Source organism: Kitasatospora sp. NPDC004723, from assembly GCF_040609255.1.
Taxonomy (GTDB): domain Bacteria; phylum Actinomycetota; class Actinomycetes; order Streptomycetales; family Streptomycetaceae; genus Kitasatospora.
Window position 1 is genome coordinate 36,568 of sequence record NZ_JBEXJT010000038.1, and the last position, 17,084, is coordinate 53,651.

The window sequence follows — 17,084 nt, forward strand, 5'->3', positions numbered from 1 at the left end:
TTTACTCTGGGCCGTATGGCCGAACACAAGAGGGTCCCGAGCCGCCGTCGCAAGCTGCTGCGCGCGGTCGCGTGCGCCGTCGCCGCGCTCACCGTCCTCGGCGCCGGGGCCGCCGGGTACGCGTACCTGCGGCTGGACGGCAACCTCAAGAGCGTCGACATCGACGCTCGGCTCGGCACCGCCCGCCCGGCCGCCGCCGTCGACGGCTCCTTCAACGTGCTGGTGCTCGGCTCCGACTCGCGCTCCGGCGGCAACGCCGACCTCGCCGGCGGCGACACCGGCGGCACCGCCCGCTCGGACACCGCGATGGTGCTGCACGTCAACCAGGACCACTCCCGCGCCGACGTGGTGTCCATCCCGCGCGACACCCTCGTCCCGCGCCCCGAGTGCACCGACGCCAAGGGCAAGGCGGTGCCGGCCGCCAAGCGCGCGATGTTCAACAGCGCCTACGAGAGCGGCGGGGCGGCCTGCGCGGTGAAGACCGCGGAACAGCTCAGCGGGCTGCGGATGGACCACTACGTCGAGGTGGACTTCGCCGGTTTCGCCCGGCTGGTGGACGCGATAGGCGGGGCCACCGTGACCACCACGGTGGCCATCCACGACAAGGACAGCGGCCTGGACCTGCCGGCCGGTGAGCACCACCTGGACGGCCAGCAGGCGCTCGCCTTCGTCCGCACCCGGCACGGGGTGGGCGACGGCAGCGACCTCGGCCGGATCGAACTGCAGAAGCAGATGGTCCGCTCGCTGCTCCAGCAGGCCGGCGGGATCGGACTGCTGACCAACCCGGTCAAGCTCTGGTCCGTCGGCGACACCCTGACCCGCTCGATCACCACCGACTCCGCGCTCGCCTCGGTCAACTCGCTGGTCGCACTGGCCCAGGAGCTCAAGGGGATCGGCCCGGACCAGCTCTCCATGGTCACCCTGCCGGTGGAGCCCGCCCCGACCGACCGGGACCGGGTGGTCCAGCAGCAGCCGCAGGCGGACCAGCTCTGGGCGGCCCTCAAGGCCGATGCGCCGGTGCCGCAGGCGGTGGTCGCCGCCCAGCCGCAGAACCCCGCCCAGGTCACGCCCACCGCGCCCGCCACGGCCCCGGCGAAGGCGCCCGCCAAGCGCCCCTGAACGCGCTGTTCCGGGCGCTCCCGAGGGGCCCGGAATATCCCGCGGCGCCCCCCGGTTTGGGAAGAAGCGGCCGGTCCTGGCAGACTGGACCGTCGGTCCCGGTTCACGTGCGGCATTCCAGCCGCCGACCCGGTGCCCTCCCGAACACTAGGAGAACCCCTTGAAGCCCAACGTTCACCCCGAGTACGTGGTCACCCGCGTGACCTGCACCTGCGGTGCCGAGTTCACCACCCGCTCGACCGAGACCAGTGGCGAGATCCGCGCCGAGGTCTGCTCGCAGTGCCACCCGTTCTACACCGGCAAGCAGAAGATCCTCGACACCGGTGGCCGCGTGGCCCGCTTCGAGGCCCGCTTCGGCAAGCAGCACAGCGCGAAGGCCTAGCGCTCCCTCGGCGCCGGTCTCCCGGTGCCCCCGAACTCGTTTCCGGGGGCGCTGGGGACCGGCGCCGTTCGCGTCCCCCCGCACCTCCGCGTACCCACCCCCTTGCACGACGATCCCCGGGAAGAAGGCCACCCCATGTTCGAGGCAGTCGAAGAGCTCCTCGTCGAGCACGCCGACCTCGAAGCGAGGCTGGCCGACCCGTCCGTCCACGCCGACCAGGCCAACGCCCGCAAGCTGGCCAAGCGGTACGCCGAGCTGACCCCCATCACCCGGGTCTACCGGCAGTGGCGGCAGGCCGGTGACGACATCGAGGCCGCCCGCGAACTCGCCGCCGAGGACCCGGAGTTCCTCTCCGAGGTGAAGGACGGCGAGGCCCGCCGCGAGGAGCTGACCGAGGAACTGCGGCTGCTGCTCGTCCCGCGCGACCCGAGCGACGACAAGGACGTCATCCTGGAGATCAAGGCGGGCGAGGGCGGCGAGGAGTCCGCGCTGTTCGCCGGCGACCTGCTCCGGATGTACCTGCGCTTCGCCGAGCGGATCGGCTGGAAGACCGAGATCATCGACTCCAACGAGTCCGACCTCGGCGGGTACAAGGACGTCTCGGTCGCCGTGAAGACCAAGGGCAACGCGGAGCCCGGCCAGGGCGTCTGGGCCCGGCTCAAGTACGAGGGCGGCGTGCACCGCGTGCAGCGCGTGCCCGCCACCGAGTCGCAGGGCCGCATCCACACCTCCGCGGCGGGCGTGCTGGTCACCCCCGAGGCCGAGGAGGTCGAGGTCGAGATCCTCGCCAACGACCTGCGGATCGACGTGTACCGCTCCTCCGGCCCCGGCGGCCAGTCGGTCAACACCACCGACTCCGCGGTCCGGATCACCCACCTGCCGACCGGTATCGTGGCGTCCTGCCAGAACGAGAAGAGCCAGCTGCAGAACAAGGAGCAGGCGATGCGCATCCTGCGTTCGCGGCTGCTGGCCGCCGCGCAGGAGGAGGCCGAGCGGGAGGCCTCGGACGCGCGCCGCAGCCAGGTCCGCACGGTGGACCGCTCCGAGCGGATCCGGACGTACAACTACCCGGAGAACCGCATCTCGGACCACCGTACGGGTTTCAAGTCCTACAACCTGGACCAGGTGCTGGACGGCGAGCTGAACCCCGTCATCCAGTCCTGCGTCGACGCGGACGCCGCGGCCAAGCTCGCCGCGGCCCAACAGAACTGACACCGGCGGCAGCGAGCCCGACGTCGAGGCCGGAGAGCGGAAGCAAGAGGTCGTACGGATGAACCTGCTACTCGCGGAGGTGGCCCAGGCCACCCAGCGGTTGGCCGCGGCCGGCGTGCCGTCGCCGCGCTTCGACGCGGAGGAGCTCGCCGCCCACGTCCACAACGTCAAGCGCAGCCAGCTGCACACGGTCCAGGACGGCGACTTCGACGCCCGGTACTGGGAGGCCGTCGCCCGCCGCGAGGCCCGTGAGCCGCTCCAGCACATCACCGGCCGGGCCTTCTTCCGCTACCTCGAACTGGCGGTCGGGCCGGGCGTGTTCGTGCCCCGCCCGGAGACCGAGACGGTCGTCGAGTGGGCCATAGACGCGGTCCGCGAGATGGACGTCGCCGAGCCGCTGGTGGTCGACCTGTGCTCCGGCTCCGGCGCCATCGCGCTCGCCCTCGCCCAGGAGCTGCCGCGCTCCACCGTGCACGCCTTCGAGCTCGACGAGGGCGCCCTGCCGTACACCCGGCGCAATATCGAGGCCTCGCCCGACCGCGCCCGGGTCACCCTGCACGAGGGCGACGCCACCCGGGCCTTCGAGGACGACCGCGCCTGGGACGGCCGCTTCGACCTGGTCATCTCCAACCCGCCGTACATCCCGCTCACCGAGTGGGAGTACGTCGCCCCGGAGGCCCGCGACCACGACCCGCAGATGTCGCTGTTCTCCGGCGAGGACGGCCTCGACACCATCCGCGGCATCGAGCGGGTCGCCGCCCGGCTGTTGCGTCCGGGTGGTGCCGTGGTGATCGAGCACGCCGACACCCAGGGCGGACAGGTTCCGTGGATCTTCAACGAGGAGGGCGGCTGGACCGACGCCGCCGACCACCGGGACCTCAACAACCGCCCCCGCTTCACCACGGCGCGCAAGGCGTCGCTGTGAACCACGCCATGAGCCCGTTCGGAAGGGGACCGCACCGATGAGCCGCCGCTACGACTGTGCCGACACCGGGGACCGCGCCACCGGCCTGCGCGAGGCCGCCTCGGCCATCCGCCGCGGCGAACTCGTCGTGCTGCCCACCGACACCCTGTACGGGGTCGGCGCGGACGCCTTCTCCCCGGAGGCCGTGGGCGCCCTGCTCGCCGCCAAGGGCCGCGGCCGCAACATGCCCTCGCCGGTCCTGGTCGGCTCGCCGACCACGCTGCACGGCCTGGTCACCGACTTCTCCGAGCAGGCCTGGGAGCTCGTCGACGCCTTCTGGCCCGGCGGCCTCACCCTGGTCGCCCGGCACCAGCCCTCGCTGCGCTGGGACCTCGGTGACACCCGGGGCACCGTCGCCGTCCGGATGCCGCTGCACCCGGTGGCCATCGAGCTGCTGAACGCCACCGGGCCGATGGCCGTCTCCAGCGCCAACCGGACCGGCGGCCCGTCCCCGGCCACCTGCGACGAGGCCCAGCAGCAGCTCGGCGACGCCATCTCGGTCTACCTGGACGGCGGCACCGCCGACCACGCCCAGGCCTCGTCGATCGTGGACGTCACCGGCAAGGTGCCGGTGCTGCTGCGGGCCGGCGCGATCTCCGTCGAGCAGCTGAGGGAGGTCGTCCCCGACCTGGAGGCCGGCAGTTGACGGCCGCCTCCCTCCATGCCGGGCCCGGCATATCGCCGTACCTGAGCGTGGGCCCCAGGCCGCTGAACCACTTCCGGATCCTCTACGTCTGTACCGGCAACATCTGCCGCTCGCCGATCGCCGAGCGGCTCACCCGGCGTGAGCTGGACACCCGGCTCAACCCCCGGGTGGCCGGACGGATCCTGGTCGAGTCGGCCGGCACCTGGGGCCACGTGGGCGCGCCGATGGAGGAGCACGCCGCGACGGTGCTGGACGAGTACGGCGCCGACAGCGGCGGCTTCACCGGCCGCGAACTGCTGGACGCGCACGTGGTGGAGGCCGACCTGGTGCTCACCGCGACCCTGGACCACCGGGCCCAGGTCATCTCGATGGGCCACGAGGCGGGGCTGCGCACCTTCACGCTGAAGGAGTTCACCCGGCTGGTCCGCACCATCGACCCCGGCACCCTGCCGGACCCCCGGCGCGGCGCGGACGTCACCGAACGCGCCCGCGCGCTGGTCCGCGCCGCCGCCGCGCTGCGCGGCTGGCTGCTGGCCGCCGACCCCGAGGCGGACGAACTGCACGACCCCTACGGCGCGCCGATCGGGATGTTCCGCAACTGCGGCGAGGAGATATTCCACGCCGTCGACCCGGTGGTCACCGCGCTGACCGGCGTCCGCGCGCTCTGATATTTGGCCCGCCCGGGCGCTCCCGGCCCGGTCCCGACGGTCGTTGCTCCAACGCCGCTCGTACCTCACGGCGTCCTCGCGCCTCCCTTTCGGCACCGGCGCGCCCGGGCGGGCAGCAGCCCACCCCGCCCGGGTGCTCCCGGCGCGGTCCCGACGGTCGTTGCTCCAACGCCGCTCACGGCTCCCTTCGTACGCCCGGGCGTACCCCGGCACGCGCCGCCGTGCCGGGGCGCCGGGGCGGTCCTACGCTGGAGAAATCCGACCCGACGCGCCCGGGAGCCCCGCCATGACCGTCACCGATGCCGCGACCGGACCCGTCGACACCGCCGAGGCGCGCTCAGCGGCCCTGTACCGGGCCGATCCCCAGCTGGCCGACCTGCTGGCCGCCGAGGCCGAGCGGAGGGCCGAGACGGTCCAGCTGCTGGCCGGGGAGAACCTCACCGGCGCGGCCGTCCTGGCGGCCCTCACCGGCCCGCTGATCGACAAGTACGCCGAGGGCTACCCCGGCCGCCGCCACCACACCGGCTGCGCGCTCGCCGACGCCGCCGAGCTGCTGGCGATCGACCGGGCCCGGGAACTGTTCGCCGCCCCGCACGCCAATGTGCAGCCGCGCTCCGGCACCTCGGCGATGCTGGCCGCCTACGCCGCGCTGCTGCGGCCCGGCGACGTGGTGCTCGCGATGTCGCTGGAGCACGGCGGCCACCTCAGCTGCGGCTCGCGGGCCAACTTCTCCGGCCGCTGGTTCGACTTCGTCGGCTACGGGGTGCGCCGCGAGGACGGGCTGATCGACCTCGACCAGGTGCGCGAGCTGGCCCAGCGCCACCGCCCGAAGGCGATCGTGGCCGGTTCCATCTCCTACCCGCGGCACCCCGACTGGGCCGCCTTCCGGGAGATCGCCGACGAGACGGACGCCTATCTGGTGGCCGCCGCCGCGCAGACCACCGGACTGATCGCGGCCGGCCTGGCGCCGTCCCCGGTGCCGTACGCGGACGTCACCGTGGCGGCCACCCACAAGCTGCTCCGCGGCCCGCGCGGGGGCCTGCTGCTGTCCACCGCGGAGCTGGCGGAGCGGATCGACCGGGCGGTCTTCCCGTTCAGCCAGGGCGGCGCCGCGATGAACGAGGTGGCCGGCAAGGCCGTCGCGCTGGCCGAGGCCGCGACGCCCGCCTACCGGGCCTACGCGCAGCGCACGGTGACCGGCGCGCGGGTGCTGGCCGAGGGGCTCGCGCAGGTCGGCGCGCGCCCGCTGACCGGCGGGACCGACACCCACCTGGTGACCGCCGACGTCGGCGCGCTCGGGGTCAGCGGCGCCGAGGCGGAGCGCCGCTGCGCCGCCGCCGGCCTGCTGCTCGGCAAGTGCGCGCTGCCGTACGACGAGGCGCCGCCGTCCGAGGCCTCCGGGATCCGGCTCGGCACCGGCACGGTGACCTCGCAGGGCATGGGGGAGGCGGAGCTGGAGGAGATCGCCGGGCTGATCGGACGGCTGCTCGTCGCGGGCACGGACGTCCGGGTGGCGCAGCGGGTCCGGGAGCTGGCACGGGCGTTCGCCGGGCGCCGTTGAACGGTTATCCGAATCTCCTACCCGGCGGGGCGAACCGCGATGCGCGCCCCGGCGTCGGAGTCAATAAGGTGTGTGCCGTGGCGACGCACCTCGAACCCCGGACAGGCACGGGAGTACCTTCGGTACCCACCCGTCGGACAGCGCTGCAGGAGGTCAGTGGTGCGTGAGTATCTGCTGGTGCTGTTCTGCACCGCGGCCGTCACCTACCTGCTGACCGGGCCGGTCCGGAAGTTCGCCATCGCGGCGGGGGCGATGCCCCCGGTCCGCGCCCGCGACGTGCACCGCGAGCCCACGCCGCGGCTCGGCGGCATCGCCATGTTCGGCGGGCTCTGCGCGGGCATCCTGGTCGCCTCCCAGCTGGACAACCTGAGCAAGGTGTTCTCCCAGGGCACCGACATCCGGGCGCTGCTCTCCGGGGCCGGCATCATGTGGCTGCTCGGCGTGCTGGACGACAAGTGGGGCGTGGACGCCCTGGTGAAGCTCGGCGGCCAGATGATCGCCGCCGGTGTGATGGTCTGGCAGGGCGTCACGGTGATCACCCTCCCGGTGCCGGGCGTCGGACCGGTCGCCGTCAGCCCCACCCAGGGCATGGTCATCTCGGTGGTCATGGTCGTGGTGATGGTCAACGCGGTGAACTTCATCGACGGCCTGGACGGTCTGGCCGGCGGCATGGTCTGCATCGCCGCGATGGCCTTCTTCCTGTACTCCTACCGGCTCTGGTACGGCTACACGATCACCGACGCCGCCCCCGCCGTGCTGTTCAGCGTGCTGCTGATCGGCATGTGCCTGGGCTTCCTGGCGCACAACATGCACCCGGCCCGGATCTTCATGGGCGACTCCGGGTCGATGATGCTCGGCCTGATGCTGGCCGTCGCCGCGATCTCCATCACCGGCCGGGTCGACCCCGACCTCATCACCAGCGAGCTGGGCTCGCAGACCGCCACCGTGCACGCCCTGGTGCCGATCTACATCCCGCTGCTGCTGCCGCTGACGGTCATCGCGCTGCCGCTGGCCGACCTGCTGCTCGCGGTGGTCCGCCGCACCTGGGCGGGGCAGTCCCCGTTCGCCGCCGACAAGCGCCACCTGCACCACCGACTGCTCCAGGTCGGCCACTCGCACAGCCGGGCCGTACTGATCATGTACTTCTGGGCCGCGCTGATCGCCTTCGGGACCGTCGCCTTCTCGGTCACCAACACCGGCCGCACCGTCGTCCTCACGCTGGCCGGGCTCTGCCTGGTCGGCCTGGTGGTGCTGCTCACCCCGCGGTTCCGGCCGCGGGCGCCGCGCGCCGTGCAGGCCTTCGTGCCGCCGCGCTACCGCCGCCGCCGTCCGGTTCCGGAGGTCGTGCGGGTCGCCGAGAAGCTGTCGCCCGTCGGGGGCGACGCGGACCCGGCCGCACCTGCCCCGACCCCGGAGGACGACTTCCCGGTCATGGACGAGGAGGTGCTCAGGCGCTTCGGAGACGGGGCCACCGCGGTCGGCCACCGACCGCGCGGCCGGGGCTGACCGCACACCCTGGTGCTGACGCGGGCGGGCTCTTCGGCGCGGCCGTCAGCTCGCCGCCTCGTCCGTTCGGGTGACATCATCGGGAACCCGTGTGGCGAGCAGCACATGCGTAGGGTAAAGACCACATCAAATAGCTTGTGATACCGTTCACGAGGAGCCCGGGCCTGGTCGAGAGCCTCTGTGCAATGAGGACTCGGATCCACGAAGGTCATCCTCCCGGTCCCAGATGTGAGCACTCGTCGGGTGTTCACGCTGCTCGACGTCCGTTTGCCCGACATGCCGCCGGAGTTGCCGACATGCCGTCCCATGACGCCCGGATCATCCGAGGCGCCGCAATCCCCACTGCGGTCGCCGGGGTCGCCGCCATGGCGATCTCCACCGCGGTGGTGGGGGTCAAGGGGCTGTACGGTGCCCTGTTCGCAGCGGTGCTGGTGATGGCGTTCTTCAGCGTCGGCCAAGCCGCTGTCGATCGCCTGAGCAGGGGAAACCCCCAGCTTCTGCTACCGGTGGCCATGTCGGTCTACATGGCTCAGATCCTCCTGGTGGGGATCGTGCTGGCGGTCTTCAAGAACACGACCGCCTTCGACACCAAGGTCTTCGGCTTCACCGTACTGGGTTGCACATTGGTCTGGACGGGGGCGGTGGTTCGGATCGGCATGAAGGTCAAGATCTTCTACGTGGAGACCGGTTCCTCCTCCAAGAAGGGGGATCCCCCGGAGCGTCAACCGTGACGCTGCCTCCTCCCCCTCCCAAGGAGGGGGCGGTGTCCGGTGCCCGGTCGACGGACTGCTATCGTCCGGGACAGCCACGGGGTGTGGCTTGCGGCTGGATCGTTCCACTGACCGGACGGATGGCGCTCCAGCACCCCACCGTCTCCACACTGTCGGCCAGACGAGGGCCGCGCTTCGGCGCCGCGCCCCGTTGTGGCCGGCGCGCGAGACAAGAATCCAGTCAAAGTGCCGCACCGTGGCTGAGAGCCGCGCCGACACACCGAGGTTGCCGTAACTATGTGTCACGACGAAGGAGTCCGTGGTGAGTGCTGACAGGCTCACGCAGCTCGCCTCCGAGGCCAACTGCCACCTGTTCTCCGGCTGCGGCTTCCCGGCGCCCGGCCTGAACGAGTTCCAGTTCAAGCCGATCTTCACGATTGGCAGCATCGAGTTCAACAAGCCGATGCTCCTGTCGATGCTCATCGCGCTGCTGGTCATCGGTTTCTTCTGGGCTGCTTTCGCCAAGCCGAAGCTCGTGCCGGGCAAGCTGCAACTGGTCGGCGAGATCGGCTACGAGTTCGTCAAGCGAAGCATCGTGCTCGAATCCATCGGCAAGCGGGGACAGAAGTACGTCCCCATGATGGTGTCGCTGTTCTTCTTCATCTGGCTCCTGAACGTGATGTCGATCGTCCCGTTCGTCCAGTACCCGGCTGCCGCCAACATCGCCTTCCCCGCAGGGCTGGCCCTGGTCGTCTGGGTCACCTACATGGGGCTGACCTTCAAGACCCACGGTTTCGTGGGCGGTCTGAAGAACCTGTGCTGGCCGTCGGGCGTGCCCGGCTGGGTCATGTTCATCCTGGTGCCGATCGAGTTCATCTCGAACGTCCTCCTGCGGCCCTTCACGCTCGCGGTCCGACTGTTCGCGAACATGTTCGCCGGTCACCTGCTGATCGTGATGTTCTCGGTCGCCTCCTGGTACCTGCTCAGCCCGAGCATCGGCGCGCTGTACGCGGGCGCCTCGTTCACCGTGACGGTCGCCCTGACCGCCTTCGAGCTGCTGATCCAGTTCCTCCAGGCATACATCTTCGTGCTCCTCGCCAGCACGTACATCGGCGGGGCGCTCGACGAGGCGCACTGACGTCGAACCGGCGCCGGAGCGACGGCGCCGACTCGCACGGGCAACTCCCGGCAAAGACTCCCGGTGGCCAACCACCACCGGTTCCACCACGCATAAGGACAGTTTGAGATGCAGAACCTCGCTGAGGTCACCGGTTCCGTCGCTTCCATCGGCTACGGTCTCGCGGCCATCGGCCCCGGCATCGGTCTGGGCCTCATCTTCGGTAACAGCGTCCAGGCCATGGCCCGCCAGCCCGAGGCCGCCGGCCTGGTCCGCACCAACATGTTCATCGGTCTGGCCGTGACCGAGGCGCTCGCGCTCATCGGCATCGTCATGCCGTTCGTGTTCGGCCGCTAGTCCGACACATCGGTAGCCAGTTTCGACGAAAGGTTCAGATATGAACCCCGTGGTCTTCCTCGCGCAGGAGGGGGAGGAGATGAACCCCCTCATCCCCGCGTGGCCCGAGGTCATCATCGGCCTGCTCTGCTTCTTCATCGTCTTCGGCATCCTCGGCAAGAAGCTCCTGCCCAGCATCGAGAAGGTGCTGGCGGACCGCCGGGACGCCATCGAGGGCGGCATGGAGCGTGCCGAGGCAGCTCAGGGCGAGGCCCAGGCCCTGCTTGAGCAGTACCGCGCCGAGCTCGCCGAGGCGCGTCACGAGGCTGCTCGCATCATCGAGCAGGCTCGCGAGCAGGGCGCCGCCCAGCTCGCCGAGATGCGCGAGGAGGGCCAGCGCCAGCGCGAGGCCATCGTCGCCGCCGGCCACGCCCAGATCGACGCCGACAAGAGGCAGGCGACCGCCGCCCTGCGCCAGGACGTGGGCTCGCTCGCGACCCAGCTGGCGTCCCGCATCGTGGGTGAGTCCCTTGAGGACCACGCGCGGCAGAGCGGTGTCGTCGACCGGTTCCTGGCCGAGCTGGAGGCCAAGGCCGCCGTTGCTCAGGGCGCGGCCAAGTGATCGGCGCCAGCCGTGAGGCCCTCGCCGCCGGGCGGCAGAACCTGGAGAGCCTGACCGACTCCACCTCGGTGGACGCGGCCAGGCTGGCCGAGGAGCTCACCGCCGTCACGGCCCTGCTGGACCGTGAGGTGTCGCTGCGCCGCGTTCTGACCGACCCGTCCCGGTCGGGTCAGGACAAGGCCCAGCTGGTCTCCTCGCTGCTGACCGGCCAGGTCTCCGGCGAGACGGCCGACCTGGTCGCCGGCCTGGTGCGGTCCCGCTGGTCGGGCGCCCGCGACCTGGTCGACTCCACGGAGCAGCTGGCCGCGTACGCCGAGGTCATCGCCGCCGACAAGGCTCGTGCCCTGGACGACGTCGAGGACGAGCTCTTCCGGTTCGGCCGGGTGGTGAGCGGCTCGCACGAGCTGCGCGCCGCGCTGACCGAGCCCAAGGCCGGTGCCGTCGCCAAGGCGGCCCTGATCAAGAAGCTGCTCGGCGGCCGCGCTCACGCGGGCACCGTGCGGCTGGTCACCACCCTGGTCAACAACCCGCGTGGCCGTAGCCTGGAGCAGGGGCTGGAGTCCTACTCCAAGCTCGCCGCCTCCCGGCGCGACCGTGTGGTGGCCCAGGTCACCACGGCGGTTCCGCTGTCGGACAGCCAGAGGGAGCGCCTGTCGGGTGCTCTCGGCCGGCTGTACGGCCGCCAGGTCCACCTGAACATCGACGTCGACCCCGAGGTCGTCGGCGGTGTCCGCGTGCAGATCGGTGACGAGATCATCGAGGGCACGGTGTCGAGCCGCCTGGAAGGCGCTCGCCAGTCCCTCGAAGGCTGAGCACCCAAGCAGCACATCCGACCCTCGGTCGGGAAACCGGCTCCACCGGAGTCGGGAAAACGTACGGCCGGTTCATACGACCCGGCCGAGAGTCGAGTACTTGCGGCCCTCAATGGCGGGCCGAGGATCGCAAACTAGGAGAGCAGGGAAGCCTGATGGCGGAGCTTACGATCCGTCCGGAGGAGATCCGGGACGCGCTGGCCGACTTTGTCCAGTCGTACCAGCCGGACGCCGCCTCTGTGGAAGAGGTCGGCACGGTCACTGACGCGGCGGACGGCATCGCCCATGTCGAGGGTCTGCCCTCGGTCATGGCGAACGAGCTGCTGAAGTTCGAGGACGGCACCCTCGGCCTCGCGCTGAACCTCGACACCCGCGAGATCGGTGTCGTCGTCCTCGGTGAGTTCGGCGGCATCGAGGAGGGCCAGACGGTGCGCCGCACCGGCGAGGTCCTCTCGGTTCCGGTCGGCGACGGCTACCTCGGCCGCGTCGTTGACCCGCTGGGCAACCCGATCGACGGCCTGGGCGACATCGCCTCGACCGGTCGCCGCGCCCTGGAGCTCCAGGCTCCGGGCGTCATGGCCCGCAAGTCGGTCAAGCAGCCGCTGCAGACCGGCATCAAGGCCATCGACGCGATGACCCCGATCGGCCGCGGCCAGCGCCAGCTGATCATCGGTGACCGCCAGACCGGCAAGACCGCGGTGGCCGTCGACACGATCATCAACCAGCGCGACAACTGGCGCTCGGGCGACCCGGAGAAGCAGGTCCGCTGCATCTACGTCGCCGTGGGCCAGAAGGGCTCCACCATCGCGTCCGTCCGCGGTGCCCTGGAGGAGGCCGGCGCGCTGGAGTACACCACCATCGTGGCCGCTCCCGCCTCCGACCCGGCCGGCTTCAAGTACCTCGCCCCGTACACCGGCTCGGCCATCGGCCAGGAGTGGATGTACGACGGCAAGCACGTCCTGATCATCTTCGACGACCTGTCGAAGCAGGCCGAGGCCTACCGTTCCGTCTCCCTGCTGCTGCGCCGCCCGCCGGGCCGCGAGGCCTACCCGGGTGACGTCTTCTACCTGCACTCCCGCCTGCTGGAGCGCTGCGCCAAGCTGAACGACGCCCTGGGCGGCGGCTCGATGACCGGTCTGCCGATCATCGAGACCAAGGCCAACGACGTCTCGGCGTACATCCCGACCAACGTCATCTCGATCACCGACGGCCAGTGCTTCCTGGAGTCCGACCTGTTCAACGCCGGCATCCGCCCGGCCGTGAACGTCGGTATCTCGGTCTCCCGCGTCGGTGGCTCCGCCCAGATCAAGGCCATGCGCTCGGTCGCCGGCCGTCTGCGTCTGGACCTCGCCCAGTACCGCGAGCTGGAGGCGTTCGCCGCCTTCGGTTCCGACCTGGACGCGGCCTCCAAGGCCCAGCTGGAGCGCGGTGCGCGCATGGTCGAGCTGCTGAAGCAGGGCCAGTACCAGCCGTTCCCGGTCGAGGAGCAGGTCGTCTCCATCTGGGCCGGCACCACCGGCAAGCTGGACGACGTCCCGGTCGCCGAGATCCGCCGCTTCGAGCGCGAGTTCCTGGACTACGTCCGTCTGCAGCACAAGGACCTGCTGGCCGGCATCGTCGAGACCGGTCTGCTGGCCGACGGCACCGTCGACGCGCTGACCAAGGCCGTCGAGAGCTTCAAGGCGGGCTACCAGACCGCTGACGGCAAGCTGCTCTCCGAGCAGGCCTGAGTCCGGTAGCGAGGGAAAGGACGTAACGACCCATGGGAGCACAGCTTCGGGTCTACAAGCGCCGGATCCGCTCTGTCACCGCGACGAAGAAGATCACCAAGGCGATGGAGATGATCTCCGCGTCGCGCATCGTCAAGGCGCAGCGCGCGGTGGCCGCCTCCACTCCGTACGCCGATGAGCTCACCCGGGCGGTGACGGCGGTGGCCACCCGGTCCAACGCCAAGCACCCGCTCACCACCGAGAACCCGAGCGCCTCGCGCGCCGCGGTCCTGCTGATCACGGCGGACCGCGGTCTGGCGGGCGGCTACTCGACCAACGCCATCAAGGCCGCGCTGACGCTCTCCGAGCGCCTGCGCGCCGAGGGCAAGGACGTGGTGACGTACATCGTCGGCCGCAAGGGCGTCTCGTACTACGGCTTCCGCAACCTCCGGGTCGCGGGCTCGTGGACGGGCTTCTCGGACAAGCCGACCTACGGTGACGCGAAGACGGTGGCCGCCGAGCTGATCGAGGCCTTCACCACGGAGACCGGCGGCGTGGACGAGCTCCACCTGATCTCGACCGAGTTCGTGTCGATGCTGACGCAGAACGCGGTCGAGGCGCGGCTGCTGCCGCTGAAGCTGGACGAGGTCCAGCTCAGCGACCAGAACCCGGCCAAGTCGGAGATCTTCCCGCTGTACGACTTCGAGCCGTCGGCGGAGGGCGTCCTGGACGCGCTGCTGCCGCGGTACGTCGAGAGCCGGATCTACAACGCGCTGCTGCAGTCGGCTGCCTCCGAGCACGCCGCCCGCCGCCGCGCCATGAAGAGCGCGACGGACAACGCCGGCGAGCTCATCAAGTCGCTCACGCGGCTTGCCAACTCGGCCCGTCAGGCCGAGATCACCCAGGAAATCAGCGAGATCGTCGGTGGCGCGAACGCCCTGGCCGACGCTAGCGCGGGGAGCGAATGAGTATGACCACCACTGTTGAGCCGACCACGGCGACGGGCCGCGTCGCGCGGGTCATCGGCCCGGTCGTCGACGTGGAGTTCCCCGTCGACGCGATTCCGGACATGTTCAACGCCCTGCACGTCGAGGTGGACAACCCCGACGGCTCGGGCAAGAAGACCCTGACCCTCGAGGTCGCCCAGCACCTCGGCGACGGCCTGGTCCGCGGCATCTCGATGCAGCCGACCGACGGTCTGGTCCGTGGCTCGCAGGTCAGCGACACCGGTGCCGCCATCTCGGTGCCGGTCGGCCAGATCACCAAGGGCAAGGTCTTCAACGCCCTCGGTGACGTGCTGAACGTCGACCAGGCGGAGTTCGACAAGCAGGTCGAGGTCCGCTGGCCGATCCACCGCAAGGCCCCGGAGTTCAAGGACCTCGAGTCCAAGACCGAGATGTTCGAGACCGGCATCAAGGTCATCGACCTCCTCACCCCGTACGTCCAGGGTGGCAAGATCGGTCTGTTCGGTGGTGCCGGTGTCGGCAAGACCGTTCTGATCCAGGAGATGATCTACCGCGTCGCCGAGAACTTCGGTGGTGTGTCGGTGTTCGCCGGCGTCGGCGAGCGCACCCGTGAGGGCAACGACCTCATCGACGAGATGGTCGACTCGGGCGTTCTGGACAAGACCGCGCTGGTCTTCGGCCAGATGGACGAGCCGCCGGGCACCCGTCTGCGCGTCGCGCTCTCCGCGCTGACCATGGCGGAGTACTTCCGCGACGTCGAGAAGCAGGACGTGCTCCTCTTCATCGACAACATCTTCCGGTTTACCCAGGCCGGTTCCGAGGTGTCGACCCTGCTCGGCCGTATGCCCTCCGCGGTGGGCTACCAGCCGAACCTGGCCGACGAGATGGGCCTCCTGCAGGAGCGCATCACCTCGACCCGCGGTCACTCGATCACCTCGATGCAGGCGATCTACGTCCCCGCGGACGACCTGACCGACCCTGCGCCGGCCACCACCTTCGCCCACCTGGACGCGACCACCGTTCTGTCGCGTCCGATCTCGGAGAAGGGCATCTACCCGGCCGTCGACCCGCTGGACTCCACGTCCCGCATCCTCGACCCGCGGTACATCGCTGCGACCCACTACGAGACGGCCGTCCGTATCAAGGGGATCCTGCAGAAGTACAAGGACCTCCAGGACATCATCGCGATCCTCGGTATCGACGAGCTGTCCGAGGAGGACAAGGTCACGGTCCACCGTGCCCGCCGCATCGAGCGCTTCCTCTCGCAGAACACCTACGTGGCGAAGCAGTTCACCGGTGTCGAGGGCTCGACCGTCCCGCTGTCGGAGACCATCGAGGCCTTCAACTCGATCGCGGACGGCAAGTACGACTCCGTCCCGGAGCAGGCCTTCTTCATGTGCGGTGGCATCGAGGACCTCGAGAAGAACGCCGCCGAGCTGGCGAAGAAGTAGTCCGGCCGGTAGCAGCCGAGCGTGATCGCGAGGGGTGGGCCCCAACCCTGGGACCCACCCCTCGCGTCGCATCGACTGTGATTCCGGTCAAATCCGTGCCGCCGGTTTCATGCCGGGGGCGCGGGCCCGTTATTCTTACCGAAACTCCCGAGTAATCGGGCGTTGCATGAGCCTAGGAGCCCACGTTGGCTGAGCTGCACGTCGAGCTGGTCGCAGCCGACCGCAAGGTGTGGTCCGGTGCGGCCACCATCGTCGTCGCCCGTACGGCTTCCGGTGACACCGGCATCATGGCGGGTCACACCCCGGTGCTGAGCGTGCTGGAGACCGGTCCGGTCACCATCCGTACCACGGACGGCAACACCGTGATCGCCGCGGTGCACGGCGGCTTCATCTCGTTCGCCGACAACAAGCTGTCTCTGCTCGCGGAGATCGCCGAGCTGGCGGACGAGATCGACGTCGCGCGCGCCGAGCGCGCGCTGGACAAGGCCAAGTCCGACCTGGACGAGCACGCCGAGCGGCGCGCCGAGGTCCGGCTGTTCGCGGCGCGCGGCCTCAAGGCCCACGCCTGAGTGCGCCGGATCCCGCCTGAGCGGGGTCGACCGACGGTCCCGGGGACGCGTGAGCGTGACCCCGGGACTGTCGTCTCAGTTGGTAGGTCAACGCGGTCGGCTGGTACGACCGACACGGGGAACGCGGGTAGCGAGGAGGTAGGTGAGCATGGTCCTCGCCCTTGTGGTGTGTGCGGCGGTCGTGGCGCTCGGTGTGATCGGGTTGGTCGCGTTCGCGGTACGCCGCCGTGTGATCCAGCGGGTCGGTGGCACGTTCGACTGCAGCTACCGGCTCAAAATGCCGGCCGACGCCTCGACGCAGCCCGACCTCGACGAGAACGGCCAACCCACCCCGGCCCCGGTCCCGCAGACCGATGGCAAGGGGTGGGTTTTTGGTATCGGCCGGTACAGCGGCGATTCCATCGAGTGGTTCCGGGTCTTCTCGTACGCCCCGCGCCCGCGCAAGGTGCTGCCGCGCCGGGAGATCGAGGTGCTCGGCCGGCGCTACCCGGAGGGGCAGGAGGAGCTGGCCCTGCTCTCCGGCTCGGTGGTGCTGCGCTGCCTGCACAACGGGGCCCCGCTGGAGCTGGCGATGAGCGAGGACGCGCTCACCGGTTTCCTCGCCTGGCTCGAGGCGGCCCCGCCCGGGCAGAGGGTCAACGTCGCGTAGCGACGGACCCTCGGGGTGGGGGGGAGGTCAACGTCGCGTAGCGACGGACCCTCGGGATGGGGAGGCCAACGTCGCCTGACGGGGGT

The 17,084-nt window shown here is 70.5% G+C and carries 18 protein-coding genes; all 18 read left to right on the forward strand.

What is annotated here, in order from left to right; all coding sequences use genetic code 11:
• Nucleotides 1-15: 15 nt before the first annotated feature.
• Entirely contained in the window at nt 16-1,119 is a 1,104-nt protein-coding gene (locus ABZW10_RS28705; RefSeq protein WP_355371302.1) for an LCP family protein, read from the forward strand.
• Between the two features lie 160 nt (nt 1,120-1,279).
• Nucleotides 1,280-1,501: a 50S ribosomal protein L31 gene (gene rpmE, locus ABZW10_RS28710; RefSeq protein ID WP_030057539.1), complete on the forward strand. Its 222-nt coding sequence runs from the start codon at nt 1,280-1,282 to the stop codon at nt 1,499-1,501.
• A 135-nt stretch (nt 1,502-1,636) separates the two neighbouring features.
• The gene (gene prfA, locus ABZW10_RS28715; RefSeq protein ID WP_355371306.1) at nt 1,637-2,713 is read left to right on the forward strand and encodes a peptide chain release factor 1; all 1,077 of its coding nucleotides are present in this window, start codon (nt 1,637-1,639) and stop codon (nt 2,711-2,713) included.
• Between the two features lie 58 nt (nt 2,714-2,771).
• The gene (gene prmC, locus ABZW10_RS28720) at nt 2,772-3,638 is read left to right on the forward strand and encodes a peptide chain release factor N(5)-glutamine methyltransferase (RefSeq protein WP_350553031.1); all 867 of its coding nucleotides are present in this window, start codon (nt 2,772-2,774) and stop codon (nt 3,636-3,638) included.
• Between the two features lie 37 nt (nt 3,639-3,675).
• The gene (locus ABZW10_RS28725; RefSeq protein ID WP_355371309.1) at nt 3,676-4,323 is read left to right on the forward strand and encodes an L-threonylcarbamoyladenylate synthase; all 648 of its coding nucleotides are present in this window, start codon (nt 3,676-3,678) and stop codon (nt 4,321-4,323) included.
• Nucleotides 4,324-4,352: 29 nt separating this feature from the next.
• Nucleotides 4,353-4,991, forward strand: a complete 639-nt coding sequence (locus ABZW10_RS28730; RefSeq protein ID WP_355371418.1) for a protein-tyrosine-phosphatase — start codon at nt 4,353-4,355, stop codon at nt 4,989-4,991.
• 286 nt (nt 4,992-5,277) lie between these two features.
• Nucleotides 5,278-6,552: a serine hydroxymethyltransferase gene (locus tag ABZW10_RS28735; RefSeq protein WP_355371312.1), complete on the forward strand. Its 1,275-nt coding sequence runs from the start codon at nt 5,278-5,280 to the stop codon at nt 6,550-6,552.
• Nucleotides 6,553-6,711: 159 nt separating this feature from the next.
• Nucleotides 6,712-8,058 carry an MraY family glycosyltransferase gene (locus ABZW10_RS28740; RefSeq protein ID WP_355371315.1) on the forward strand — a complete coding sequence of 449 codons (1,347 nt, stop codon included), beginning with the start codon at nt 6,712-6,714 and terminating at the stop codon, nt 8,056-8,058.
• A gap of 365 nt (nt 8,059-8,423) precedes the next feature.
• Complete coding sequence (locus ABZW10_RS28745) at nt 8,424-8,789, forward strand: hypothetical protein (RefSeq protein ID WP_355371318.1); 366 nt, start codon at nt 8,424-8,426, stop codon at nt 8,787-8,789.
• Nucleotides 8,790-9,090: 301 nt separating this feature from the next.
• Nucleotides 9,091-9,906 (forward strand): F0F1 ATP synthase subunit A, encoded by an 816-nt coding sequence (gene atpB / locus ABZW10_RS28750; RefSeq protein ID WP_355371321.1) that lies wholly within the window; start codon nt 9,091-9,093, stop codon nt 9,904-9,906.
• A 108-nt stretch (nt 9,907-10,014) separates the two neighbouring features.
• Nucleotides 10,015-10,242 (forward strand): ATP synthase F0 subunit C, encoded by a 228-nt coding sequence (atpE, locus tag ABZW10_RS28755; protein WP_355371324.1) that lies wholly within the window; start codon nt 10,015-10,017, stop codon nt 10,240-10,242.
• A 40-nt stretch (nt 10,243-10,282) separates the two neighbouring features.
• Entirely contained in the window at nt 10,283-10,843 is a 561-nt protein-coding gene (locus ABZW10_RS28760; RefSeq protein ID WP_355371327.1) for a F0F1 ATP synthase subunit B, read from the forward strand.
• A complete protein-coding gene (locus ABZW10_RS28765; RefSeq protein ID WP_355371330.1) occupies nt 10,840-11,655 on the forward strand; it encodes a F0F1 ATP synthase subunit delta in 816 nt (271 codons plus the stop codon). The genes ABZW10_RS28760 and ABZW10_RS28765 overlap by 4 nt, the downstream gene beginning before the upstream one ends.
• A gap of 155 nt (nt 11,656-11,810) precedes the next feature.
• A complete protein-coding gene (gene atpA / locus ABZW10_RS28770) occupies nt 11,811-13,385 on the forward strand; it encodes a F0F1 ATP synthase subunit alpha (RefSeq protein ID WP_355371332.1) in 1,575 nt (524 codons plus the stop codon).
• A gap of 32 nt (nt 13,386-13,417) precedes the next feature.
• The gene (locus ABZW10_RS28775) at nt 13,418-14,332 is read left to right on the forward strand and encodes a F0F1 ATP synthase subunit gamma (protein ID WP_355371334.1); all 915 of its coding nucleotides are present in this window, start codon (nt 13,418-13,420) and stop codon (nt 14,330-14,332) included.
• Nucleotides 14,333-14,334: 2 nt separating this feature from the next.
• On the forward strand, nt 14,335-15,780 hold the full coding sequence (atpD, locus tag ABZW10_RS28780) for a F0F1 ATP synthase subunit beta (RefSeq protein WP_355371337.1): 1,446 nt from the start codon (nt 14,335-14,337) through the stop codon (nt 15,778-15,780).
• A gap of 185 nt (nt 15,781-15,965) precedes the next feature.
• The gene (locus ABZW10_RS28785; RefSeq protein ID WP_355371340.1) at nt 15,966-16,349 is read left to right on the forward strand and encodes a F0F1 ATP synthase subunit epsilon; all 384 of its coding nucleotides are present in this window, start codon (nt 15,966-15,968) and stop codon (nt 16,347-16,349) included.
• Nucleotides 16,350-16,497: 148 nt separating this feature from the next.
• Nucleotides 16,498-16,998 carry a DUF2550 domain-containing protein gene (locus tag ABZW10_RS28790; protein ID WP_344324216.1) on the forward strand — a complete coding sequence of 167 codons (501 nt, stop codon included), beginning with the start codon at nt 16,498-16,500 and terminating at the stop codon, nt 16,996-16,998.
• The last annotated feature ends 86 nt before the right edge of the window (nt 16,999-17,084 follow it).